Below are 23,275 nucleotides of genomic sequence, written 5' to 3'. Positions count from 1 at the left end.
GCGTGAACACCGAAGACTTCTCCCTCCCCCGCTCGCGGCGGGCGAACGAGCGGCTGCACGCCCTGATCCCGGGCGGCGCGCACACCTACGCCAAGGGCGACGACCAGTACCCCGAGGACCTGGCCCCGGTCATCAGCCACGGGCGGGGCGCCCATGTGTGGGACGTGGACGGCAACCGCTACATCGAGTACGGCTCCGGTCTGCGGTCGGTCAGTCTCGGCCATGTCCATCCGCGCGTCACCGAGGCGGTACGGCGGGAGCTGGACCGGGGCGGCAACTTCGTCCGGCCGTCCATCCTGGAGGTCGAGGCCGCCGAGCGGTTCCTGGCCACGGTGCCGACCGCCGAGATGGTGAAGTTCGCGAAGAACGGCTCCGACGTCACGACCGCGGCGGTGCGCCTGGCCCGCGCCGTCACCGGGCGCCCCCGGGTGGCCGTCTGCGGCGACCAGCCGTTCTTCTCCACCGACGACTGGTTCATCGGCACCACGCCGATGCCCGCGGGCATTCCGGCGGCGACCACCGAACTCACCCTGGCCTTCCCGTACGGGGACCTGGCCGCCACGGAGGAACTGCTCTCCCGCCACCCGGACGAGGTCGCCTGTCTGATCCTGGAGCCCGCGGGGCACAGCGAGCCGCCGCCCGGCTACCTCGCGGGTCTGCGCGAACTGGCCGACCGGCACGGATGCGTGCTGGTCTTCGACGAGATGATCACCGGTCTCCGCTGGTCGGAGGCGGGCGCCCAGGGCCTGTACGGCGTCGTCCCCGACCTCTCCACGTTCGGCAAGGCGCTGGGCAACGGCTTCGCCGTCTCCGCGCTCGCCGGGCGCCGCGAGCTGATGGAGCGGGGCGGGCTGCGGCACTCCGGCGACCGGGTGTTCCTGCTGTCCACCACGCACGGCGCGGAGACCCACTCGCTGGCCGCCGCGACGGCCGTCCTCACCACCTATGCCGAGGAGGGGATCACCGCGCGGCTGCACGCCCTCGGCGAGCGGCTGGCCGCCGGGGTCCGCGCGGCGGCGGCCGGAGCGGGCGTCGGCGAGCACCTCCTCGTCCGGGGCCGGGCCAGCAATCTGGTGTTCGCCACCCTCGACGGGGCCGGGCGGCCCTCGCAGGAGTACCGCACCCTGTTCCTGCGCGCCCTGCTCACGGGCGGGGTGCTCGCCCCGTCGTTCGTGGTGAGCAGCGCGCTCGACGAGGCCGACATCGACCACACCGTGGAGGTGGTGGCCGAGGCGTGCACGCTGTACCGCAAGGCGCTGGACGCCGGGGACCCGACCCCGTGGCTGGCGGGACGGCCGGTGAAGCCCGTGTTCCGCCGTCTGGCGTGACCTGACGTCAGGGCCGTGCGGGGCGGCCGGTGGCGGCCGTCCGCGCGGCCCGCCGGTCGGCCGTCCGGTCGATCAGCCGGGCGAGGGCCGGTACGAGCGCGAGCGCGGTGCACCAGCCGCCGACGGTGTCGGTCGGGTAGTGCGCGTCCAGGGCGACCTGCGCCCAGCCCATGGCGCCCCCGGCGACCAGGGCCCCGGTGAGCACCAGCAGCGCCCCGGGAACCCTGGCGAGGCCGAGGCGTCCGGCCACGAGCACTCCCGCCACGAGGGCGAGGGCGGTGAGGAAGGCGGTGTGCCCGCTCGGGTAGGACAGGTGGCCGCCATTGATGGTCCGGCCCACGACGTGCTTGAGCAGGGTCGTCGCCACCACGGGCACACCGGTGCCGAGGACGACGAACACGGCCGCGCGGGGACGGCGGAGCAGCAGGCAGCCCGCCACGGCGACCGCGATCAGCGCCGCCGCTCCGGCGGGTTCCCCCAGGAAGTCGACGGCCAGGGCGAGCGTCCGCCACGGCGGCCGGACGCCGTCCAGGGCCGCCGCGATCCGCTCGTCCACGGCGCCGGGCCCGCCACGGCCGCCGTACAGGACGCCGAGCAGGAGGACCACGAGGGCGGCGAGGACGGCCGCCGGTCCCAGCGTCGCCCGCAGCGCGGGTGGCAGTACCGGGGGTGTCGGCCGACCGGTCCCGCCCGGTTCCGCGGTGGTGGTGGCGGTGGTGATCAGGCGGTCCAACGAAGCCCCCTCGTCGTGTCCGGCCGCTGTCCGACGGCCTCAACTGCCCCTCGGGGCAAGGGCCTGTCCGACCATTCCCGTCGTCGCCCGTAGGGCGGCCGCGCGGCGTCAGGGTGCGTTCCCTCGGCGCGCCGGGGCCGGGCGGCCCTCGGGCCTCACCCTAGCCAACGGACCGGGCGCGGCACACGGCGTACGGGATCACTCGGACGGCGCCCCGGGCAGTGACCGCCCGCCCACGGGTACAGTGACGCCCTCTCTCCCACACGGTGGAGACGGCGGAGACGACCGGCCGGGCGGCGGCGGAGGTGGAGGGTTCTCATGGCGGGACGGAAGACGGAGCCGGTGGATCTGCCGGTCTCCTTCGAGCGGCCCCTGCGTCTCTTCGCGTACGTCGTCGGACACAGCCAGCTCCTGTTCCGTGGTGAGCGGGACACCGAGGCCGGGCTGGCCACCACGGTGGAACTCCTGTTCACGGATGTCGGCGCGCTCTCGATCCGCGACCACTACCCGTCCCTGACCGTACGACTGGCTTCCGAGACGGAGGAGGAGCGGCTGCGGGCCGCGGACGGACGGCGTTGGCACGACTGGCGCGCGTTCGTCCTGGAGACCGGGTCCGGCGGCGACGGCCATGTAGTGGCCGGGGGCGTGTTCTGGGCGGAGAGCTCCGGCCCCGCCGGATACCGCAGCTTCCTCATACCCTCCTACGATCTGCCGCGCTTCCACCCGGACCGCCCACTGCCGTCCGAGCCGGACACGGTCCACACGGCCCGCCCCCGGCGCGGAGGATCGACCTCCTAGGGCCTGTCTGACCATTCCCGTCGTCGCCCGCAGGGCGGCCGCGCGGCGTCAGGTGCGTGCTCTCGGCGTGCTGGCCCCAGGCCCTCGTACTGGACGTACGTGGGTCTGGGGCCGGTGCGCCGAGAGTGCGTGCATGGCGTCGTGAGGCAGGCGGGAATTGTCAGACGGGCCCTAGGGTCCCGACACTCCGAGGCGCGCCGGAGGAGTTCGGCGTACGGCAGAGGTCGGCGGTCTCGTCGGCGTGGCCGTGACGCGCCTTCGCGGGCCCTGGACGACCAGCGGTTCCGGCGGTCCGCGAACCCCGGCGTCAAGACCAGGGGTAACGGGACGGTATGAGGACCGGCGCGCCCGCCCCGGCCCTCGATGTCATCACGCCGTGGACCACGCGGCGCTTCGACGCCGCCGTCGTCCGGCCGAAGGTCACGCCGACGGCGGGCGCGGCTCGATCAGCGGGCCGTGGGGGCTCCGCTCAGCGGGTGGCGGTGGCCGGGGCGGGTTCGCGGGCCGGGGCGTCGTGGACCCCGAGGCGCAGGTGCTCGACGTGGTACAGGGCCTGGTCGAGGAGTTCGGCGACATGGTCGTCGTAGAGCGAGTAGACGATGCTGCGGCCCTGGCGTTCACCGGTGACCAGGCCGAGGTTGCGCAGCAGGCGGAGCTGGTGGGAGCAGGCCGAGTTCTCCATGCCGACGGCCCCGGCGAGCTCACCGACCGAGCAGGGGCCCTCCTGGAGGCGGGCGAGGATGTAGAGCCGGGAGGGGGTGGCCAGGGCCTGGAGGGTGGCGGCGACGTCAGCGGTGCCGACCGCGTCGAGGCGCTCGCGGGTACTGGCACTGCTGGTGGTCTGGCGTCCGTGGCCCATGCGCTCCATCATACCGATGACACATGAAGACCTGTTCACATATTCCTGTATGGTGGATGTGTTGCCCCCGTCCCGCCCGTGAAGGGTCGTTCCGTCATGCCTTCCGTCCTGGACCAGCGGTCCGCGCCGCCCGCCGACGGCCCGCGCCCGGCGCCGCACCGGCGCCGCACCCGTCTGCTGGCGCTGCCCGAGGCCCGCTGGGCGCTCGCCTCCCTGGTGCTGTTCCTCCTCGCGCTGGCCGTCCACCTGACGGACGGCCCGGGATGGCTGTGGGGTGCGCTGTTCGCCGCGACGTACGTCAGCGGCGGGTGGGAGCCGGGCTGGGAGGGGCTGAAGGCCCTCAAGGACAGGACGCTCGACGTGGACCTCCTGATGGTGGTGGCCGCGCTCGGGGCCGCCGCGATCGGTCAGGTCCTCGACGGGGCGCTGCTGATCGTCATCTTCGCGACCTCCGGCGCCCTGGAGGCCGTCGCCACCGCACGGACGGCGGACTCCGTGCGCGGCCTGCTCGATCTCGCGCCCACCACCGCGACCCGCCTGCCGCCCGGCGGCGGGGAGGAGACGGTGGACACCGAGGACCTGGTGGTCGGCGACACGGTCCTCGTCCGCCCCGGCGAGCGGGTCGGCGCGGACGGCCGGGTGGTGGACGGAGCGAGTGACGTGGACCAGGCCACCATCACCGGTGAGCCGCTGCCGGTGGCCAAACAGGCCGGGGACAAGGTGTTCGCCGGCACCGTCAACGGCACCGGCGCCCTACGCGTGCGCGTCGAGCGGGACCCGTCGGACTCGGTGCTCGCCCGGATCGTGAAGATGGTCGAGGAGGCCTCCGAGACCAAGGCCCCCACCCAGCTCTTCATCGAGCGGATCGAACAGCGCTACTCGATCGGCATGGTCGTCGCGACCCTCGCCGTCTTCACCGTGCCCCTGGCCCTGGGCGCCACGCTCCAGTCCTCCCTGCTGCGGGCGATGACGTTCATGATCGTGGCCTCGCCGTGCGCGGTCGTCCTCTCCACGATGCCTCCGCTGCTGTCCGCCATCGCCAACGCGGGACGGCACGGCGTGCTGGCCAAGTCCGCCGTCGTCATGGAACGCCTCGGCCGGATCGACACCGTCGCCCTGGACAAGACCGGAACCCTCACCGAGGGCACTCCCCGCGTCACCGACATCCGGCCACTGACGGGAAGCGGCCTGGACGAAGACAGCCTGCTGGCGCTGGCCGCCGCAGCCGAGCACCCCAGCGAGCACCCCCTCGCCCGCGCCGTGGTCGCCGCCGCCCGCGAGAGGAACCTGCCCCTGTCCGACGCCCGGGACTTCACGGCCGCTCCCGGCCGGGGTGTCACCGCCACCGTCGACGGCCGCGTCATCGCCGTCCGCTCGCCCGCCCGGCTGCCGGACCACTCCGGCCACGGCGCCCACCGGGCGGTCGTCATGGCACTGGAGGAGGCCGGACGCACCGTCGTCGTGGTCGCGCGCGACGGGGAGCCGGTGGGCGTGCTCGGCCTCGCCGACCGGCTCCGGCCCGACGCGGCGGCCACCGTCGCCGCCCTCACCCACCTGACCGGGCGCACCCCGGTCCTGCTCACGGGCGACAACGAGCGCGCCGCCCGGCACCTGGCCGCCGAGGTCGGCATCACCGACGTCCGCGCGGGACTGCTGCCCCAGGACAAGGCCGCCGCCGTCAAGGAGTGGGAGGCCGAAGGCCGCCGGGTGCTCATGGTCGGCGACGGCGTCAACGACGCCCCCGCCCTGGCCGCCGCGTACACCGGGATCGCCATGGGCAAGGCCGGTTCCGACCTCGCCCTGGAGACCGCCGACGCCGTCGTCGTCCGCGACGAACTCGCCACCGTCCCGTCCGTCGTCCGGCTCTCCCGCACCGCGCGCCGCCTGGTCGTCCAGAACCTGGTCGTCGCGGGCGCGTTCGTCACCGTCCTGGTCGCCTGGGACCTGATCGCCACCCTCCCCCTGCCGCTCGGCGTCGCCGGACACGAGGGCTCCACCGTCATCGTCGGCCTCAACGGACTGCGCCTGCTGCGCGAAGCCGCCTGGCCCCGCCCGGCCGAGGACACCGCCTGAGCGGACGCACCCGCCATCCCGCCCCCGCCCCCGAGCTGCCGGTCACACCTCCCGGCACACCGGACACAACCGATGTCCCCCGAGGCCGAAGTGCCGCTCACCCAGGGATTCCCGCCGGTACCCCCGAGCGGGCCGGGCGGGCTCGTGGTACTTCGGAAGACGGGAGGGGGGCGCGCGACTTCCCTGGTTCGGTCCGTCGCGCACTCCCCCCTCGTGACCCTTCGTCACCTGGGCTTTCTCCTCTTCCCTCCCGGCATTTCCCCGCCTGCCCGGCGTGCGCACCGGCGTATTCGAATGCGCCCCCGCGCGCGTGAACCGGCGCGTACTGCGCTGTGCGCTCGCCGCATCAAGTGAAAAGCTGTCTGGTGTGTTGGTATGCCCAACGCGTTCGGGCAACGTTCCGACCAGCGGTTCTCACCGTTGAGAGGGACACATGACGAGCCACGCAATTGAAGCCGAGTTCGAAAGCCTCCTCGATCGGGCGCTGGACGCGACCGGTAGCGGAGCACGCTGGACGACCGACACCAACGACATGTGGTGCCGGGTCTCGAGCCCCTCGGGGGCACAGCGCACGCAGGGTTGGAAGCTGCACGTGTCGGCCAGCGCCGCCTCCGCCCCGGCGGTCCTCGCGAAGGCACTGGACGTGCTGCTGCGGGAGGAGTCGACGTTCAAGTTCGCCCGGTCGCTGGACCAGGTGAGCGCGCTGAACTCCCGTGCCACCCCGCGCGGGAACTCGGGCAAGTTCATCACCGTGTACCCGCGTTCCGACGAGGACGCCGCCCGGATCGCCCGGGAGCTGCACCGCGCCACGGCGGGGCTCACCGGCCCCCGGATCCTGTCGGACCAGCCGTACGCGGCGAACAGTCTGGTGCACTACCGGTACGGTGCGTTCGTCGGCCGGCGTCGGCTCTCGGAAGAGGGCCTGCTGGTGTGGTTCATCGAGGACCCCGACGGCAATCAGGTCGAGGACAAGCGCACGGGTCAGTACGCCCCGCCGTCCTGGGCGGTGTCCCCCTTCCCCGCCTCGGTGCCCGCGCCGCCGCGCAAGGAGGGGGCGGCGAACAAGCCGGTGCTGCTCGGCGGCCGCTTCTCGGTGCGGGAGGCGATCCGGCACACCAACAAGGGCGGTGTCTACCGGGGCACCGACGTCACCACGGGCGCCCCCGTGGTGATCAAGGAGACCCGGCCCCATGTGGAGGCCGACTCCTCGGGGAACGACGTCCGCGACTGGCTGCGGGCCGAGGCCCGGGCGCTGGAGAAGCTCAAGGGCACGGGTCTCGCGCCCGAGGCACTGACGATGTTCACCCACGGCGGCCATCTGTTCCTGGCCCAGGAGGAGGTGCCGGGCCTCCCCCTGCGCAACTGGGTCGCCGAGCACTTCCGTGACATGGGGAGCGAGCGGTACCGCGCCGACGCGCTGGAGCAGGTCGCGCGGCTCGTGGACCTGGTCGCCGCCGCCCATGCGCACGGCTGTGTGCTGCGGGACTTCACCCCGGCCAACGTGATGGTCCGTCCCGACGGCGAACTCCGCCTCATCGACCTGGAACTGGCCGTCCTCACCGAGGACGATCCGCTGCCGACCCGGGTGGGCACCCCGGGGTTCAGCGCCCCCGAGCGGCTCATGGACGCACCCGTCTCCCCGACCGCCGACTACTACAGCCTCGGTGCCACCGTCTGCTTCGTCATGGCGGGCAAGGTGCCGAACATGCTGGCGGAGGAGCCCGCCGACCGGCCCGCCGAACAGCGGCTCGCCGACTGGCTGGCCGCCTGCGCCGCACCGGCGGGGCTTCCCGACGGCCTCACGGAGATGATCCTCGGCCTGATGCGGGACGACCCCGCCGCACGCTGGGACCCCGCCGAGGCCCGGGAGGCGCTCCGCGGCACGCACCCCGCGCGGCAGGGCGTCCCGGCCGTCGCACAGGCCACGGCCACCGACGAACGGCACACCACCGTGGCCGGGATCGTGGACCACCTCGTCGACTCCCTCAACCCGGCGGACGACCTGCACCTGTGGCCGGTGTCCACCATGGCCGGGGAGACCGACCCCTGTACCGTCCAGCAGGGCGCGGCCGGTGTCCTCGCCGTCCTCACCCGGTACTACGAACTCACCCAGGACCCCCGGCTCCCCGAGGTGCTCTCCACCGCCGGACGCTGGATCGCGGACCGCGCCCCCGTCACCCGACCCACGCGCCCCGGACTGCACTTCGGGGGCCGAGGGACGGCGTGGGCCCTGTTCGACGCCGGACGGGCCCTCGACGACCGCAAGCTGACGGACCACGCCCTGGCCCTGGCCCTGGCGCCGCAGGAGGCCACGCTCAGCCACGACATCACCCACGGGGCCGCGGGCAGCGGCATGGCCGCCCTCCACCTGTGGCACCGCACCGGTGATCCGCGCTTCGCGGAGCTGGCCTCCGACGCGGCCGACCGGCTGGTCGCCGCCGCGCTCCACGAGGACGCCGGGGCCGGCTGGGCGGTGCCCGCCGAAGTGGGCTCCGAGGAGCGCGGCAAACGGTACCTGGGCTTCGCCCACGGCAGCTCCGGCATCGGCGCGTTCCTGCTGGCCGCGTCGGAGGTGACGGGGCGCGCCGAGCACCGCGACCTCGCGGTGGCGGCCGGTGACCTGCTCGTGGCCCACACCGTACGCGTCGGGGAGACCGCCCAGTGGCCCGCCCAGGCCTCGGACGTGCCCACGGCCCCGTACTGGTGCCACGGCTCGGCGGGCATCGGCACCTTCCTGATGCGCCTGTGGCGGGCCACCGGGGACGACCGGTACGGCGACCTCGCCCGGCGCGGCGCGGGCGCCGTGACGGAACGCGCCTCCCGCGCGGCCCTGACACAGTGTCACGGGCTCGCGGGGAACGGCGACTACCTGCTCGACCTGGCCGAGACGACGGGCGATCCCGCCTATCGCGCCATGGCCGAGGAGCTGGCCCGGCTCATCGTCGCCGAACGGGCCCGGCGCCACGGTCACGTGGTCTTCCCCAACGAGTACGGGGAGACCTCGACCGGTTGGAGCGACGGCTCCGCGGGAATCCTGGCCTTCCTCCTGCGGACCGACCACACATACCCCCGGCACTGGATGGTCCAGCAGCCGGTCTAGCGGGCACACCGTCCGCCGTCACATCACAGAGAAGGAGACACACCATGGAGAACAACGACCTCGAACTGCTGGCCGCCCTCCACGCTCTTCCGGAGACCGACCCGGTCGGGGCCGACGGTGACTCGTTCAGCGGCACCTGCAGCTGCGTCGGGCTTCTGACGCTCCTGAACACCATCTGTATCGGCATCAGCTGCGCCTGATCCTCAGGCAGCACCATCCGGCCGACGGCTGTCCCGGGCAGCCGTCGGCCGACGGCCGTTTCCCGGGAGCGCCCCTCAGCGGCGACGGCTCCGCACCCCAAGCGGGACAGCCGCCGAAGTCTCCCAGGACGAGGACCAGACGACATGCAGCTTCACGCCGGTGACGACGATCTCGCCCCAGCGGGCCTCCTGACCACGGCCGTCTCCGGTCCGGAGCCCGGCCACGACCCTCCGGCACCCGCCCTCGCCATCAGCACGCGCGGCCTGGTCAAGAGCTACCCGGGCCCCGACGGCACCACCACCCTGGCCGTACGCGGTCTGGACCTGGACGTGCGGCAGGGCGAGACCTTCGCGTTCCTCGGCCCCAACGGCGCCGGGAAGTCCACCACCATCGCGCTCCTGTGCGCCCTCGCCCGTCCCACCGGCGGCCACGCCACGGTGGCGGGCGCCGATGTGCTGACGGAGCCCGACCGGGTGCGGCAGCAGGTCGGCATCCTCTTCCAGCACAGCGCCCTGGACCCGGACCTGACGGCCGAACAGAACCTCTACATCCACGCCCGTCTCTACGGGCTGCGCCGCCGCACCGCACGCCGCCGCACCGCCGAGGTGCTGGAGACCGCCGAGCTGACCGACCGGCGCCGCTCCCTGGTCCGTACCCTCTCCGGGGGGATGCGGCGGCGCCTGGAGATCTCCCGTCAGCTGCTGCACTCCCCCAGCGTGCTCTTCCTGGACGAGCCGACCACCGGCCTCGACCCCCATGCCCGCGCCCAGATCTGGCAGCATCTGCGCGCCCTGCGGGAGAGGCACGGCAGCACCCTCTTCGTCACCAGCCACTATCTGGACGAGGCGGAGAACTGCGACCGCATCGCCATCATCGACCACGGGCGGCTGGTGGCCCAGGGCACTCCCCACGCGCTGAAGGCGGCCATCGGGGACGACCGGGTGGTGCTGCGGACCAGCGACGACACCCAGGCCCGGCGGGTCGTCCGGCGGGCCGTACCGCCGGACCGGGCCGTCTCCGTGGACGCCGACGGGGTCTGGCTGCGCGTGCCGGACGGCAGCGCCTGGATCCCCCGGCTGTGCGCGACCCTGGAGGCCCACGGGGTCTCGGTGCACGCCGCCTCCGCGACCCCGCCCACCCTCGACGACGTGTTCTTCCACCACACCGGCCGCAGCATCCACGCCGCGCAGTCCGGGCGCGCGCCCCTCACTCCCGCTCCGGTCCGGACCCCGGCGGAGAACGGCGGCGGCCGATGAGCACGCTCACCCTGGACACCCCCGGCTCCCCGGACACCACGGCCGGGGAGCGGCTGCCCCGGCTGCGGCACGAGCTGCGCGCGATCCACGCCCTGGTCCACCGGGACATGCTGCGGCTGGCCTGCCAGCGCGCCCACACGGCGCTGATGCTGCTCCAGCCGGTGCTCTATCTGTTCATCCTCGGCGGCGGAATGGCCGCCCTGATCCCCAACGCGACGCTGGGCGTGGGCTATCAGACCTACCTCTTCCCCGGCATGCTGATGATGACGGTGCAGACCCCGGCCATCATGGTCGGCATCAGACTGATCACCGACCGGCAGAGCGGCTACCTCCGGGAACTGCTGATGGCCCCGGTGAGCCGCTCGACCCTGCTCCTCGGGAGCTGTCTCGGCGGCACTCTGGTGGCGACCGTCCAGGGAGCCGTGATCCTCGCCCTGTCCGGCGCGGTCGGCCTGCCGTACGACCCGGTGCTGCTGCTGACGCTCCTCGGCGGGATGCTCCTGGCCTCGTTCACCATCACCGCGCTCGCCCTGGCCCTCGCCGTGGGTCTGCGCAGGCCGGAGACGTTCCACACGCTGCTCGGAGTGGTGATGATGCCACTGCTCTTCCTCTCCGGAGGGTTCTTCCCGCTGGAGAACATGCCGGGCTGGGCGCACTCCCTGGCCGCCGTCAACCCGATCGCGTACGGGGTGGACCTGCTGCGCCGGAGCATCGGGCTGCGGGTGCCGGGCCAGGAGGCGGTCGGCGGGATCGCGTATGGCGGCTGGCAGCCGCCGCTGCTCCTGGAGGCGGGGCTGCTCCTGGCCGGTGGCGCGCTCGCCCTGTGGTGGGCCACCCGCCGCTTCAGCCGTCCGGAGTGACCGGGGACCCGCCGTCCTCCCGCCCCGGTGACCGGGCGGGAGGACGGAGGGCGGGGCTCAGGAAGTGCGCTTCAGCGACCAGGTGTTGGGGTCGAGGCTCGGGACGGCGGAGTAGCGGCAGGAACTGGAGTAGAAGGTGCTGACGATGGTCCATCCGGCGGGCGGCCAGGTGGAACCGCAGGCGTTGACCTGGGTGCCGACCGGGTAGCCGCGCAGGTCCTTGATCTGCTTGCTGTTGGGCGTGAAGCCGGAGCCGCAGCCGCTGCTGTTCCACCACTGGACGTCCACCCAGCCGCCCGGGGTCAGCGCGCTGGCGCACATGTTGACGGTGTCGCCGGGCGCGGCGGACGCGGGTCCGGTGGAGAGCGCGAGGACGGCGGCGGTGGCGGTGACGATCGCGGCGGCGTGACGGACACGGAACACGGGGCTTCCTCCCGGCGCGCTGGACCTGCCGCCGGCCTTCGGCGGGCCTCACCAGGCGCCGCAGTATTGGTATCCGACATCGGGACGCGACAGACAGTCCTCTTCGGGGCACAACTCCTGGGCGGTTTAAGGCCGCTGACCGAGGCGGGCGGTTTCCCCCGCCCCTGACCGGGGCCGGGGCCGGCCCCGGCGCCCGGTGGACTGTCAGTGCCGGGTGACAGGCTGGAAGCATCATCCAGACGGAACCGAGGGGGCCCCGCCATGTCCGGAACCCAGAACTACATCAACCACGTCGCGCTCGTCCTGGACGCGAGTTCCTCCATGTCCGCCCTGAGCCGGAAGGTCGTCCAGGTCGCCGACCAGCAGATCGCCTATCTGGCCCGCCGGTCCCAGGAGCTGGACCAGGAGACCCGTGTCACGGTGTACGTCTTCGCGGACGAGGTGGAGTGCGTCATCTACGACAAGGACGTGCTGCGGATGCCGTCCCTGAAGGAGCTGTACCGGGTCGGCGGCATGACGGCGCTCCTCGCCGCGACCCTGAAGTCGCAGGACGAGCTGGCGCGGACGGCCCAGTTGTACGGTGACCACAGCTTCCTCACCTTCGTCCTGACCGACGGCCAGGAGAACGCGAGCCACCGCTGCGCGGACGTCCCGTCCGGACGGCCGGGCGCGCTGGCCGGGGCCGTCGCCTCGATGATCGAGCGGCAGGGGGACAACTGGACGCTGGCCGTCCTGGTGCCGGACCAGGCGGGCAGGCGGGAGGCCGTGCGGTGCGGCTTCCCCCAGGACAACGTCGCGGTCTGGGACGCCACGAGCACCCGGGGTCTGGAGGAGGCCGGTCAGGTCATCCAGGAGGCCACCGAGAAGTTCATGATCGGGCGCACCAAGGGCATCCGGGGGTCGCGGGCGGTGTTCTCCACCGGTGCGGACGCGGTCAACAGCAGGACCATCGAGGCCGCGGGGCTGACCCCGGTCGAGCGGGAGGCGTACGCGCTGATCCCGGTGACCCGTGACGTCGCCATCCGGGAGTGGGTCGTCGAGTCCGGTCACACGTACCGCTCGGGGGGCGCGTTCTACCAGCTGAGCAAGGCGGAGAAGGTCCAGGCGGGGAAGCGGATCGCGGTGCTGGAGAAGAAGACGGACCGGGTGTACTCGGGGCCGGAAGCGCGTGCGCTGCTCGGTCTGCCCGACGCGGAGGCCCGCGTCAAGCCCGACCAGAACGACGACTTCACGATCTTCGTGCAGAGCACCAGTGTGAACCGGAAGCTGGTGACCAACACGCGTCTGCTGCTCATGCTCTGATCTCCCGGGCCGGACGGCCGGACGGCGGGACGTGACGACGGGGCGGGCCCGGGGGTGCCGCCCCGTCGTCGGCGGTCCGTCAGCCGACCTGGCCCGCCGGGACCGGGACCGGGACCGGAGTCGGGCTCACCGCGAGCTGGCGGATCAGCGGCAGGTCCGCGTACAGGTTCGCGCCGGGGCACTCCGTCGGGAAGCCGTCACGGTGGCCGGAGATCCGCTGCATGGCGACGACCTGGCCCTTCTTGTACAGGCCGTTGTCCGCCGCCGCCACGAGGTTGACGGTGCTCGCCGGGTCGTAGCCGTACAGGCCGAGCTTCCAGGCGGCCACGCCCGCGATGGCGTCGAGCAGCGGCGGGGTGGAGACGGCGTCGTTGTAGTTGCCGAGGACGGCGATGCCGGTGGTGTCGGTGTTGAAGCCGTAGGTCTGGGCGCCGAGGACCGGCTTGTCGATGCCGCCCTTGCGGCCCTCGAAGACGGTGCCGCACTTGTCGACGAGGAACTGGTAGCCGATGTCGTTCCAGCCCTGTCCCTGCACGTGGTAGAGGAAGATGCCGCGGATGACGGCGGCCGACTGGTCGCAGGTGTAGTCGTTGCTCCCGGCGGTGTGGTGGACGAACACGGCCTTGGTCTGGGCGGTGTACGTCGGCGGGTTCAGGACCAGGGACTCGTCGGCGCCCCAGCCGGACCTCGGCGTGATGGCGGGCTGGGTGGCGGTCGTCGTCGCGGCCGTGGCGGTGCGGGCCTCCGAGGGCACCACGGCTCTGGTCGCGGTCCGGGCCGGGGTGGCGGCGCCGGTCGCGGTCGGGTCGACGAGTTCCACGCGCAGGCCCTGGGGCAGCTTCCTCTCGCCGGTGACCCGGACCTGGACGCCGTCGGCGGGGCCGGTCCAGAGCGGCTGGGTGCCCGCGCGGGCACCGGCTTCGCGGGCGGTCTCCGGGGTCCGGACGTCCAGGTCGAGGGTCTGCCAGCCGGACCAGACGCCGGTGAGGTGGTCGCGGGTGCGGACCTGGGCGGTGCCGCCGAGCTCGGCACGGGGGTCGGCCCAGGTGAGCCCGATCATGCTGAAGGGCGCGGTACGGCGGGCGGCGAGGGCTCGGTACGAGGGGTCCGTGCCGCCGAGGACGATGCTGCGCAGTCCCTTGCCCGTGGCGTCGGCGGTGGGCGCGGGGGCGGGCACGGAGATGGCGGCGGGGGCGGCCAGACCGGTGGTGGTCAGGACGACCGTGGTGAGGGCGGCGACGGTGGCGGCGCGGGCGGTCCTGCGGAGGGGCTTCGGGGTCACGGATTTCCTCGTGGTTCGGTACGGGTGGAGGTGTCGGTGTGCGCGCGGGCGTCTCCTCCGGGGGCGCCCGCGGTGGTGGAGCTCCGGACGTGGCGGCCCGCGCCGATGGCGCCGTGGCCGGCGCGGCGGCCGTCCTGCGGGCCGGGCGGGCCGCCGGCGAAGGCGGCCGTTGTCACGGGACGGCGGGCGCGCTTCCGGAATTCCGGGACGGTCCCGGTTCTTCCGGGCCTTTCCGGGACCGGGGGGCCTTCCGTGGCTGACATGGTCGCTCTTTCGTTCGAAGGGAGATCGTCCTGCTTATACACCATCAGGTTCCTCGAAATCCAGGCGGCGGGACATTCAGGCCTTTACCCCGCGCAACCGTCACGCTTACTGACTTGGCGTCAACCAGCCGCATTCCTGCGGCGTTTGACCGCGCTTCGGCCGCCTGACTCAAAACCGTCTGCTTCACGGGGGCGGGCGGACTCCATCGAACTCCCCGCGCGCGGAGCCGCAGGCAGACCGCCTGGCGGGCGGCGGAGAAAGCGCGCCGACAAGACCCCCTGAGCCCCGCTGCTTTCCCTCGGCAACTCCCGTGCGGACAGCGGATCGACGAGACGGGGAAGGCCACGACGGAAGAGCTTCAGGAGATTTACGAGCACGAGGGGACGGGCCGCTCCGCCTCGTTGGCGCGGTTCCCCGAGAGGCGGCGGAATACCCCTTTCGCGTTCACTGGGAACGGAACCCGGTGAATTGCCGTAGGGACACGTCGGTGCGTCCCCTACCGATCCGCCCGGAATCCCCACCCCATGGCGGGCGGTGCCGAATCGCGTGCACGGGACCGGATTACAGCCAAGTTGGCTTACGGGCCGAGATCTTGCGGGTCCGGACCCGGGCACCGCCCCGGGACCGGCCCGGGAGCGCGGTACCGGGCACCCCGCCGACGCGGCGGTCGCACAGGCATCGCACCGGTGTCGTCGTCCGGTCACACACCCGTCGTGGTCCCATCGCACTGCGCGGCCCCGCGGTGGCCGGAAACCCTATGACCTGGGCGTCCGGGCCCCGGTCCGCGTTGTTGGCCCTCCCGCCGACCTCACATACTGCGCTGACCGACGGCGGGCGACCCCTTGTGCCCCCGGCCGGAACCGACCACTCCCACCCCAATTCCACTCTCCTGGGGGAGACTTGCGCGCACATGTGAAGAGAGCAGGCGCCTTCACCGTCGCAGCGGCCACATCGGTGGCCCTGGCGGCAGGCATGACCGGCCCCGCGACGGCGGTCGACGCCCACGCGACGGCCGCATCCGACGTCCGGAGCGTCACCGGAGACCGGCGCGTCCCGCTCGTCACCGGCGACCGCGTCGTGGTGAACGCCAAGGGCCGGATGGTGGGCTTCGAGCCCGCCCCCGGCCGTGAACACATACCCGTACAGGTGCGGCGCACCGGCGCCCGCACCCTCGTGGTGCCCGCCGACGCCCGGCAGCTGATCGCCTCGGGCAGGCTGGACCAGCGTCTCTTCGACCTCGGCGTCCTCACCGACCCCCGGCTGCGCGAGAGCCACGGCTCAGGACTGAAGCTGATCGTGCGGTACGCGGGAGGTGCCGCCGCCGCACGGGCCGAGGTCCGCGCCGCCGGTGAGACCGAGCTGCGGCGCACCTTCCCGACGCTGAACGCCGACGCGGTCACCGCCTCCCAGGACGACCTCACCCGGGTCTGGGAGGCGCTCACCGACCGGGGCGGGGCCGGTGCCCGCACCGCCGCCGCGGGCATCTCCACCGTCTGGCTGGACGGCGTCCGCTCGGCGCGGCTCGACCGCAGCACCCGGCAGATCGGCGCCGACAAGGCGTGGGAGTCCGGGTTCGACGGCACGGGCGTCAAGATCGCCGTCCTCGACACCGGTGTCGACAAGACCCACGACGACCTCAAGACCCAGGTCGTCGGCGAGAAGAACTTCTCCACCTCCCCCGACGCGGTGGACCGGGACGGCCACGGCACCCACGTCGCGTCCATCGCCGTCGGCACCGGTGCCAGGTCCGGCGGGCTGTACAAGGGCGTGGCGCCCGGCGCCAAGGTCATCAGCGGCAAGGTGCTGGACGACGAGGGCTACGGAAACGACTCCGCCGTCATCGCGGGCATCGAGTGGGCCGCCGCCGAGGGCGCCGATGTCGTCAACCTCAGCCTCGGCGGCCCCGACAGCCCCGGTGTCGACCCGCTGGAGGCGACCATCGACCAGTTGTCCGCCCAGAAGGGCATCCTCTTCGCCGTCGCCGCCGGAAACAACGGCAGGGGTGGTTCCTCCACGGTCGGCTCCCCCGGCAGCGCGGACGCCGCGCTGACCGTCGGCGCCGTCGACAAGGACGACAGGCTCGCGCCGTTCTCCAGCACCGGACCGCGCCTGGGCGACGGCGCCGTCAAGCCGGACGTGACCGCGCCCGGCGCGGCCATCACGGCGGCGGCGGCCCCCGGCAGCGTCCTGGACGCCGATCCCGGCGTTCCGCACCCGGCGCCCGGCTACCTCCAGATCGACGGCACCTCCATGGCGACCCCGCACGTCGCGGGCGCCGCCGCGATCCTGAAGCAGCGCCACCCCCAGTGGAGGTCGGCCGAGCTGAAGGGCGCGCTGACCGGGTCCGCCAAGGGCGGCGCGTACACCGCGTTCCAGCAGGGCTCGGGCCGCGTCCAGCTCGACAAGGCGCTCGACCAGAGCGTGATCGCCGAGCAGGTGTCGCTGAACTACGGCACGGCGCTGTGGCCGCACCAGGACGACAAGCCGGTCACCAAGAAGGTCACGTACCGCAACCTCGGCACCGCCGACGTGACCCTCGACCTGTCGGTGAACACCCTGGACGCGGCAGGCAGGCCCGCGGCGGCCGGATTCTTCTCCCTCGGCGCGTCGAAGGTGACCGTCCCCGCGGGCGGCACCGCCGACGTGGACCTGACCGCCGACACCCGCGTCGGTGACGTCGACGGCGCCTTCTTCGGATACGTCACCGCGACGGCGGGCGGCCAGTCGGTCCGCACGGCCGCGGTGGCCGTGCGCGAGGTGGAGTCGTACGAGCTGACGGTCCGGGCCCTCGGCCGGGACGGCGCCGACGCCACCTTCTTCTCCAGCACCCTCGACGGTGTCGACGGTCCCGCCGCGAACTTCGGCACCTCCGTCGACAACGAGTCGGGCAGCCGTACGGTCCGGGTGCCGAAGGGCTCGTACATCTTCAGCACGGCCGTGTACACGGATCCGTCGGACTCCACCAAGGGCACCGACTGGATCGCCCAGCCGAAGCTGGAGGTCACCGGGGACGCCACGATCGTCGCCGACGCGCGCACCACGAAGCCCGTCGACCTCACCGTGCCGGGCATCGACCAGTCGGACCTGGCCGGTACGTACTACGAGCGCAGGACCGCGAACGGCTTCGCCGGAAACGGCTGGCTCCTCCGGGGCATGGCCGGCTTCCGCACCGCGCACCTGGGCCCGGCCGTCACCGACGGCTCGCTCCTGCAGACCTGGGACGCGCACTTCCTCAAGGACGCCACCAGCCAGTACTCGGTGGCCTTCGGCGGCAGGACCGACACCGTCGCCACCGGCTACACCAAGCACGTGAAGGCGAGCGAGCTGGCCACGCTGAAGGTCGGCGTCGGAGCCTCCGCGCCCGGGAAGACTTTCCTCGCCTACCCGTACGCACAGCTGCCGGGCGCACCCGCGGGCAGCGGCTTGTACGCGCGGCAGCCCGCACCCGGCGTCCGCACCTTCTACGTCTCCACCGCCGACGACGTCACGTGGCTGACGAGCACGGCCCAGACGGGCGCTCCCGACCAGTGGGGCTTCCCGGCGTGGGAGGGCGACCAGGACACGGCCGAGCCGAAGCGCTACCAGGCCGGCCGGACGTACCGGGAGACCTTCAACACCGGCGTCTTCGGTCCGCTCCTGAACAAGGACGCCGGTGTCTTCCGCACCGCTCCCGACCCGGTGACGGGTGTGCAGCACATCGTCGGCGCCGTGCCTCTGTTCTCGGACGGCCAGGGTCACGTGGGCTCCGTCCGGTACTCCTCGGCCATGACGACGCTGTACCGCGACGGCGTGAAGATCGCTGAGATCGCCGACCCGCTGAGCGGTTCGCGGCCGGTCAGCGTCGGTTCCGACGACGCCACCTACCGGCTGGCGACCTCGGTGGAGCGCCCGGTGGGCGTCACCGCCGTGTCCACCCGGATCGAGACGGACTTCACGTTCCGGTCGAAGCAGGTCGCGGCCACCACGGCGCTGCCGGTGTCCACGGTGCGGTTCGCCGCCCCGGTCGACCTCGCTTCGCGCATCGCCGCCGACATCCCGGTCGCCGTGCCGCTGACGGTGCAGGGCGCGGCGGCCGGTGGCAACCTGGCCTCGCTCGCGGTGTCGGTGAGCTACGACGGCGGGAAGACCTGGAAGCCGGTCAAGTCCCACAGCGGTCTGGTCGTCGTGCGGAGCCCGGCCAAGGACGCCGGTGTCTCCCTCTCCGCCAAGGTCACGGACAAGCAGGGCAATGTGTCGACGGTGACGATCCACAACGCGTGGCTCGGCAAGTGACGCGGGTCCGCCTCGGCTGAACGTCCCCTACCGGGCCCGGCGTCACCATGTGGGTGGTGACGCCGGGCCCTTCCCCACCAGCGGGCCCTTCCTTGTGACCGGGCCTGTACGTCGGTCCCGGCCCTTCCCCGTGGCCGGGCCCTTCCCGTCCTCCTCCGTCCCCTCCTCCTCAGCAGGGGTCGCGCCACGCGTCGAGCGGGAGGCGCTTGCGCATCGAGGAGAGCCGCAGTTTCCGTGACTCCGGGCAGAACGCGTGCGCGGGTTCCTCGTACTCCACGTGGAAGACCGCCTTGCCCGCGGCGACGAAGGGGGCCAGCAGCGCGCACTCGTCGAACTGCGCGCACTCCTCGTTGACCGCGAAGTCGAAGTGGTCGATGAGCTGCGGGATCTGGGCCAGGTCGTTCTTGAGTCCGACGGCCAGGCCCCGGGCGTGCGCGATCTCGGCGATCATGCGGTTGTACCGGAGCTGGTCGCGTGCCGTCAGGGGGAAGCCGGTGTCGGCGGCGTACCCCTCCACGAGGTCGGGTTCGACGGCGTCGAAACCCTTGTCGCGGCACATGTCGAAGCGGCGTTCCATGAGGGGCCGCAGCACGGACAGCTGCCGGATGTCGAGCCACCGCTCCCCGTGCCAGCCGTTGGGTCCGCCGAGGACGGACTCGGGGAAGTCGCCGCGGTCGGGACGGTAGCTCTCCCAGGCGCCGACGTTGACGTAGCAGATGACCTTCCGTCCGGCCCGGTGCAGCGCCGCCACGTCCTCGGCGGTGTTCTCGAACGCGTCGATGTCGTAGACGGCCACGTCGACCGACCGGTCGATCGTGCCGTTGAGCTGCCACTGCCAGGTCAGTCCGGGTCGTGGCTGCCATCGGCGGGCGGGGGTGCCGGGCGTCCGGATCGGTCCGGTCGGTTCCGGCCGGACCGTGTGCGTGGGGGTCCGTGTCCCGGCCGGCGGCTCCGTGCGGTCGGGGGTGGCGGGGGGATCGGTGGTCCGCACGGGTGCGGTGCGGTCCGCGCCCGCGGCGCCGTCGGGGGGAGCCGTGCCGGAGCAGGCGGTGAGCACGGCGAGCAGGAGCAGCAGCACGGTGGCCGTCCCCGCCCCGGTGCGGTGGTTCACCGGTCCGACTCCGTGAGTGCCGGGGTCAGGGCGGCCCAGGGGTTGGGGAGTTCCCCGGTCACCGGGCCGCAGACCGTCGCCCCGCGTTCGCGGGCGGTCCTGACGGCGAGCGGCACCAGGGGCAGGGGCACCCCGTAGACCAGGTGGCACAGTTTTTCCGCGGGGAGTCGCGCCGTCCACGCGGGGCGGCTGAACCCCGATACGTAGGTGCTCCAGGAGCCTTCGAAGGTGACGGTCAGGTCGGCGAGCCGGGCGTAGCCGGGGGCCGGGTGGACGCCGGGGTTGAGGACCACGGTGCCGGCCCCGGCCCGGCGCAGGCTCCGTACCAGGCGCTTGCAGTCGGCCAGGGCTTCCTGCCGGGCGGTCGTCCGGTCGAGGAAGCAGCCGTCCACGCCGTACCAGGCCCGGTGGCGGTCCCAGTCGGCGGTCACCTCGGCGGGGGTGCGGACGCCGTAGTCGGTGTCGACGTAGCCGAGCAGCCGGGCGCCCGCCGTGCGCAGGGCGTCGACGGCGGCCGTGAAGGCGGGGTCGGGTGCCTCCCCGGGGCCGTTCGCCGGGTTGATGACGACGCCGTAGGTGCGGTCGCCGGCCGTGATCAGGCGCCGCCAGGCGTCCGGGTCCTCGGCCGGGTGCACGTACAGCGGGACGAGCAGGCTCACGGTGCCGCCACCCGTTCGGGGACGCGGGCGGGCCGGTGGGCGGCCCACAGGTCCGTGAGGGAGGAGCTGAAGGAGTGGACGGGGCGCCAGCCCAGGTTCCGGCGGGCGGCGGTGATGTCGGAGCACTGCCAGGAGACGTTCGCGGAGCGGGCGGAACCGCCGTCGGCCTCGACGATCCGGCCGGGGAACCCGGCCGCGTCGGCGAGCCCGTGGACCAGTTCGCGTACGGAACGGGCCTCCCCGCCACTGATGTTGAGGACCGGCGGGAGCGGGCCCGTGACGGTGGCGGCGAGTTCGGCGGCCCGTGCGACGTCACGGGCGTCGACGAAGTCCCGGTACGCGGAGAGGTCGCCGAGCCGGAGTTCGGCGCCCGGTTCGGCCGACGCCCCGGCGAGAAGGGCGGCGACCCGGCCGGGCAGCCCCTCCGGCGGGGCTCCGGCACCCACCGGGTTGCCGACGCGGAGCACGACCGCGTCGAGGCCGGAGGTGGTCACGGTGACGGTGCCGGCCAGTTTGGTGGCGCCGTAGGGTCCGGCCGGGGCGCAGGGCGCGGATTCCGCGACGGCGTGGCCGGGTTCCCCGGGGCCGTACTCGGCGGCGGAGCCGAGGTGGACGAGCCGGGCGGCGGGGGCCGCCTCGCGCAGGGCGGCGCAGAGCGCGGCGGTGCCCCGGGCGTTGACCTCCGCGAGCTGGACGGGGTCGCCGCCGGTGGCTCCCGCGCAGTTGACCACGGCGTCGGGGGCGGCCTCCGCGAGGGCCCGGGCGAGATCGGTGGGACGGACGGTGGCGAGGTCGGCGGTGACGTCGGCGGCCGGGGAACGGCCGCCGAGGAGCACCCGGGTGCCGGGGCGGGCGCGGAGCCGCTCGACGACATGGCCGCCGAGGTACCCCCCGGCGCCGAGGACGAGGATCCTCATGGTGGTTCAGGCTCCCTTGAGCAGGAGGGACTTGCGGCTGGTGAACTCGGCGTTGGCCCGGTCGTAGTCGTCGGGGCGGCCGATGTCGAGCCAGTAGCCGTCGAAGGCGTAGGCGTGCGGCGGGGTCCCGGCGGCGAGCAGGTCGAGGACGAGTTCGTCGAAGCCGAGCGGCAGTCCCGGGGTGTAGGTCTCCAGGGTGTCGCGGGAGACGCCGTAGACGCCCATGGAGACGCGGTAGTCGATGCTGGGCTTCTCGGTGAAGGCGACGACCCGGCTGTCGTCGGTGGTGAGGACGCCGAAGTCGATGCGGACCTTGCGGGCGTAGGTGGCGATGGTGAGCGGGGCCCGCGCGGCGGTGTGCTGCCGCAGGACGTCGGCGTAGTCCAGGTCGGTGAGGACGTCCCCGTTCATGACGAGGAAGTGCTCGGGGAGCCGGTCCTTGAAGGTGAGCAGGGGGCCCATCGTGCCGAGCGGGCTCTCCTCGGTGGCGTAGTCGATCTTCATGCCCCACTGGGAGCCGTCGCCGACGTAGGCGCGGATGATCTCGCCCAGGTGGCCGATGGCCAGGGTGCAGTGGGTGAAGCCCGCGCCGGACAGCTGGCGCAGCACTATCTCCAGGATGGCGTGTTCGTCGCCGATCGGGACGAGCGGCTTGGGCAGGGCGGTGGTGTACGGCCGGAGCCGGACGCCCTTGCCTCCGGCCAGGATCACAGCGTGCATGGCGGACCTCCTTCGGGGTGCGTGGCGTCGGATTCAGATGTTGTAGATGCCGGTCTTGTAACGGGAGAGGTTGGCGGGGTCGGTGAACCAGTCGGCGGTGCGGGCGAGCCCTTCCTCCAGCGTGTGGCCGGGGCTCCAGCCGGTGGCGTCGGTGAGCCGGGAGGCGTCGGCGACGAGCCGCATGACCTCGGAGGCGGCGGGCCGCAGCCGTTCGGCGTCCTCGCGGACGTCGAGGGGGGCGTCCATGACCTTGCCGATGAGGGCGACCAGGTCGCCGACGGAGATCTCGCCGCCGGTGCCCGCGTTGAAGGTGCGGCCGACGACCCGTTCTGCGGGGGCGGTGCCGACGGCGAGGAACGCCTGCGCGGTGTCGGCGACGAAGGTGAAGTCACGGGTGGGGCGCAGGTCCCCGAGGGTCAGGGTGCGTTCCCCCGCGGCGACCTGGGCGATGACGGTGGGGATGACCGCCCGCATGGACTGGCGGGGCCCGAAGGTGTTGAAGGGGCGCAGGGTGACCACGGGGGTGTCGAAGCTGGCGTGGTAGCTGTCGGCGAGCCGGTCGCCGCCCGCCTTCGAAGCGGCGTACGGGGACTGGGTGTTGATGGGGTGGTCCTCGGTGATCGGCACGGTCTGCGCGGTGCCGTAGGTCTCGCTGGTGGAGGTGTGGACGAGCCGGGGGGTGCCGAGGGCGCGGACCGCCTCCAGGACGTTGAGGGTGCCGGTGACGTTGGTGTCCACATAGCTGTGGGGTGCCTGGTAGGAGTACGGGATCGCGATGAGCGCGGCAAGGTGGTAGGCGCAGTCGGCGCCGTCGAGGAGGGCGCGGACGGAGCCGGGGTCGCGGACGTCGCCGAGCACGATCTCCACCTGGTCGAGCACCTCGGGCGCGAGGGTCTCCAGCCAGCCGTAGGAGGAGAAGGAGTTGTACTGGGCCATGGCGCGCACCCGGTGGCCGGAGGCGACGAGCGCCTCCGTGAGGTGCGAGCCGATGAAGCCTTCGGCGCCGGTGACGGCGGCGAGCGGTGCGGAGGTCACGTGTGGTTCCTTTCGGGGCGGTCGCGGGGACCGGGTGGGACGGGGAAGGCATGGGGGTGCCGTGCGGCCGGGTCGGCGCGGG

Annotated in this window: 18 protein-coding genes; 9 read left to right on the top strand and 9 right to left on the bottom strand. The window is 73.2% G+C overall.

Annotation, left to right across the window (positions count from 1 at the left end):
• The first annotated feature begins 2 nt into the window (after positions 1 to 2).
• Entirely contained in the window at positions 3 to 1,328 is a 1,326-nt protein-coding gene (locus ACIRQY_RS30755) for a glutamate-1-semialdehyde 2,1-aminomutase (protein WP_403931125.1), read from the top strand.
• Positions 1,329 to 1,335: 7 nt separating this feature from the next.
• Here ACIRQY_RS30755 and ACIRQY_RS30750 read toward each other — a convergent pair whose 3' ends face one another.
• The gene (locus ACIRQY_RS30750; RefSeq protein ID WP_403931165.1) at positions 1,336 to 2,052 is read right to left on the bottom strand and encodes a phosphatase PAP2 family protein; all 717 of its coding nucleotides are present in this window, start codon (positions 2,050 to 2,052) and stop codon (positions 1,336 to 1,338) included.
• A 327-nt stretch (positions 2,053 to 2,379) separates the two neighbouring features.
• Between ACIRQY_RS30750 and ACIRQY_RS30745 the strand changes: the two genes are divergently transcribed.
• Positions 2,380 to 2,859: a hypothetical protein gene (locus ACIRQY_RS30745; RefSeq protein ID WP_403931124.1), complete on the top strand. Its 480-nt coding sequence runs from the start codon at positions 2,380 to 2,382 to the stop codon at positions 2,857 to 2,859.
• A gap of 469 nt (positions 2,860 to 3,328) precedes the next feature.
• Here ACIRQY_RS30745 and ACIRQY_RS30740 read toward each other — a convergent pair whose 3' ends face one another.
• Positions 3,329 to 3,718, bottom strand: a complete 390-nt coding sequence (locus ACIRQY_RS30740) for an ArsR/SmtB family transcription factor (protein ID WP_403931123.1) — start codon at positions 3,716 to 3,718, stop codon at positions 3,329 to 3,331.
• 96 nt (positions 3,719 to 3,814) lie between these two features.
• Between ACIRQY_RS30740 and ACIRQY_RS30735 the strand changes: the two genes are divergently transcribed.
• The 5 genes from ACIRQY_RS30735 to ACIRQY_RS30715 all read left to right on the top strand — a co-directional run bounded on the left by ACIRQY_RS30735 (position 3,815) and on the right by ACIRQY_RS30715 (position 11,208).
• On the top strand, positions 3,815 to 5,791 hold the full coding sequence (locus ACIRQY_RS30735) for a heavy metal translocating P-type ATPase (protein ID WP_403931122.1): 1,977 nt from the start codon (positions 3,815 to 3,817) through the stop codon (positions 5,789 to 5,791).
• 433 nt (positions 5,792 to 6,224) lie between these two features.
• On the top strand, positions 6,225 to 8,891 hold the full coding sequence (gene lanL, locus ACIRQY_RS30730) for a class IV lanthionine synthetase LanL (protein WP_403931120.1): 2,667 nt from the start codon (positions 6,225 to 6,227) through the stop codon (positions 8,889 to 8,891).
• A 44-nt stretch (positions 8,892 to 8,935) separates the two neighbouring features.
• Positions 8,936 to 9,091, top strand: coding sequence for a VenA family class IV lanthipeptide (locus ACIRQY_RS30725; protein ID WP_351784290.1), 156 nt, complete (start codon positions 8,936 to 8,938; stop codon positions 9,089 to 9,091).
• Between the two features lie 144 nt (positions 9,092 to 9,235).
• On the top strand, positions 9,236 to 10,348 hold the full coding sequence (locus tag ACIRQY_RS30720) for an ATP-binding cassette domain-containing protein (protein WP_351784288.1): 1,113 nt from the start codon (positions 9,236 to 9,238) through the stop codon (positions 10,346 to 10,348).
• On the top strand, positions 10,345 to 11,208 hold the full coding sequence (locus tag ACIRQY_RS30715) for an ABC transporter permease (protein ID WP_403931118.1): 864 nt from the start codon (positions 10,345 to 10,347) through the stop codon (positions 11,206 to 11,208). The genes ACIRQY_RS30720 and ACIRQY_RS30715 overlap by 4 nt, the downstream gene beginning before the upstream one ends.
• 57 nt (positions 11,209 to 11,265) lie before the next feature.
• Here the strand turns inward: ACIRQY_RS30715 and ACIRQY_RS30710 are convergent, their stop codons facing one another.
• Complete coding sequence (locus tag ACIRQY_RS30710; protein ID WP_403931116.1) at positions 11,266 to 11,631, bottom strand: hypothetical protein; 366 nt, start codon at positions 11,629 to 11,631, stop codon at positions 11,266 to 11,268.
• Positions 11,632 to 11,892: 261 nt separating this feature from the next.
• Between ACIRQY_RS30710 and ACIRQY_RS30705 the strand changes: the two genes are divergently transcribed.
• Positions 11,893 to 12,933 (top strand): VWA domain-containing protein, encoded by a 1,041-nt coding sequence (locus ACIRQY_RS30705; protein WP_403931114.1) that lies wholly within the window; start codon positions 11,893 to 11,895, stop codon positions 12,931 to 12,933.
• A 79-nt stretch (positions 12,934 to 13,012) separates the two neighbouring features.
• Here the strand turns inward: ACIRQY_RS30705 and ACIRQY_RS30700 are convergent, their stop codons facing one another.
• A complete protein-coding gene (locus ACIRQY_RS30700; RefSeq protein ID WP_403931112.1) occupies positions 13,013 to 14,215 on the bottom strand; it encodes a peptidoglycan recognition protein in 1,203 nt (400 codons plus the stop codon).
• Positions 14,216 to 15,391: 1,176 nt separating this feature from the next.
• Here ACIRQY_RS30700 and ACIRQY_RS30695 point away from each other — a divergent pair.
• Positions 15,392 to 18,751 carry a S8 family peptidase gene (locus ACIRQY_RS30695; protein WP_403931110.1) on the top strand — a complete coding sequence of 1,120 codons (3,360 nt, stop codon included), beginning with the start codon at positions 15,392 to 15,394 and terminating at the stop codon, positions 18,749 to 18,751.
• A 169-nt stretch (positions 18,752 to 18,920) separates the two neighbouring features.
• Here the strand turns inward: ACIRQY_RS30695 and ACIRQY_RS30690 are convergent, their stop codons facing one another.
• Genes ACIRQY_RS30690 through ACIRQY_RS30670 form a run of 5 tightly spaced genes read right to left on the bottom strand, consistent with a single transcriptional unit; the run spans position 18,921 to position 23,193 of the window.
• Entirely contained in the window at positions 18,921 to 19,862 is a 942-nt protein-coding gene (locus ACIRQY_RS30690) for an endo alpha-1,4 polygalactosaminidase (protein WP_403931108.1), read from the bottom strand.
• A complete protein-coding gene (locus tag ACIRQY_RS30685; RefSeq protein WP_403931106.1) occupies positions 19,859 to 20,521 on the bottom strand; it encodes a spherulation-specific family 4 protein in 663 nt (220 codons plus the stop codon). Before ACIRQY_RS30685 ends, ACIRQY_RS30690 begins: the two co-directional genes overlap by 4 nt.
• Positions 20,518 to 21,438: an NAD-dependent epimerase/dehydratase family protein gene (locus ACIRQY_RS30680; RefSeq protein WP_403931104.1), complete on the bottom strand. Its 921-nt coding sequence runs from the start codon at positions 21,436 to 21,438 to the stop codon at positions 20,518 to 20,520. Before ACIRQY_RS30680 ends, ACIRQY_RS30685 begins: the two co-directional genes overlap by 4 nt.
• 6 nt (positions 21,439 to 21,444) lie before the next feature.
• Positions 21,445 to 22,158, bottom strand: a complete 714-nt coding sequence (locus tag ACIRQY_RS30675) for a sugar phosphate nucleotidyltransferase (RefSeq protein WP_351784270.1) — start codon at positions 22,156 to 22,158, stop codon at positions 21,445 to 21,447.
• A gap of 33 nt (positions 22,159 to 22,191) precedes the next feature.
• Positions 22,192 to 23,193: a GDP-mannose 4,6-dehydratase gene (locus tag ACIRQY_RS30670; RefSeq protein ID WP_351784268.1), complete on the bottom strand. Its 1,002-nt coding sequence runs from the start codon at positions 23,191 to 23,193 to the stop codon at positions 22,192 to 22,194.
• Positions 23,194 to 23,275 lie beyond the last annotated feature (82 nt).

Source organism: Streptomyces sp. NPDC101490 (genome assembly GCF_044767145.1).
Lineage (GTDB): Bacteria > Actinomycetota > Actinomycetes > Streptomycetales > Streptomycetaceae > Streptomyces.
Note: the sequence above shows the minus strand (reverse complement) of the source record. Positions and strands in the feature narration are given on the sequence as shown.

Bases quoted from the DNA above. Each gene is read 5' to 3' on its own strand.
- ACIRQY_RS30745 (WP_403931124.1), top strand. From the start codon at position 2,380: ATGGCGGGACGGAAGACGGAGCCGGTGGATCTGCCGGTCTCCTTCGAG.
- ACIRQY_RS30740 (WP_403931123.1), bottom strand. From the start codon at position 3,718: ATGGGCCACGGACGCCAGACCACCAGCAGTGCCAGTACCCGCGAGCGC.
- ACIRQY_RS30735 (WP_403931122.1), top strand. From the start codon at position 3,815: ATGCCTTCCGTCCTGGACCAGCGGTCCGCGCCGCCCGCCGACGGCCCG.
- lanL (WP_403931120.1), top strand. From the start codon at position 6,225: ATGACGAGCCACGCAATTGAAGCCGAGTTCGAAAGCCTCCTCGATCGG.
- ACIRQY_RS30725 (WP_351784290.1), top strand. From the start codon at position 8,936: ATGGAGAACAACGACCTCGAACTGCTGGCCGCCCTCCACGCTCTTCCG.
- ACIRQY_RS30720 (WP_351784288.1), top strand. From the start codon at position 9,236: ATGCAGCTTCACGCCGGTGACGACGATCTCGCCCCAGCGGGCCTCCTG.
- ACIRQY_RS30715 (WP_403931118.1), top strand. From the start codon at position 10,345: ATGAGCACGCTCACCCTGGACACCCCCGGCTCCCCGGACACCACGGCC.
- ACIRQY_RS30705 (WP_403931114.1), top strand. From the start codon at position 11,893: ATGTCCGGAACCCAGAACTACATCAACCACGTCGCGCTCGTCCTGGAC.
- ACIRQY_RS30680 (WP_403931104.1), bottom strand. From the start codon at position 21,438: ATGAGGATCCTCGTCCTCGGCGCCGGGGGGTACCTCGGCGGCCATGTC.
- ACIRQY_RS30675 (WP_351784270.1), bottom strand. From the start codon at position 22,158: ATGCACGCTGTGATCCTGGCCGGAGGCAAGGGCGTCCGGCTCCGGCCG.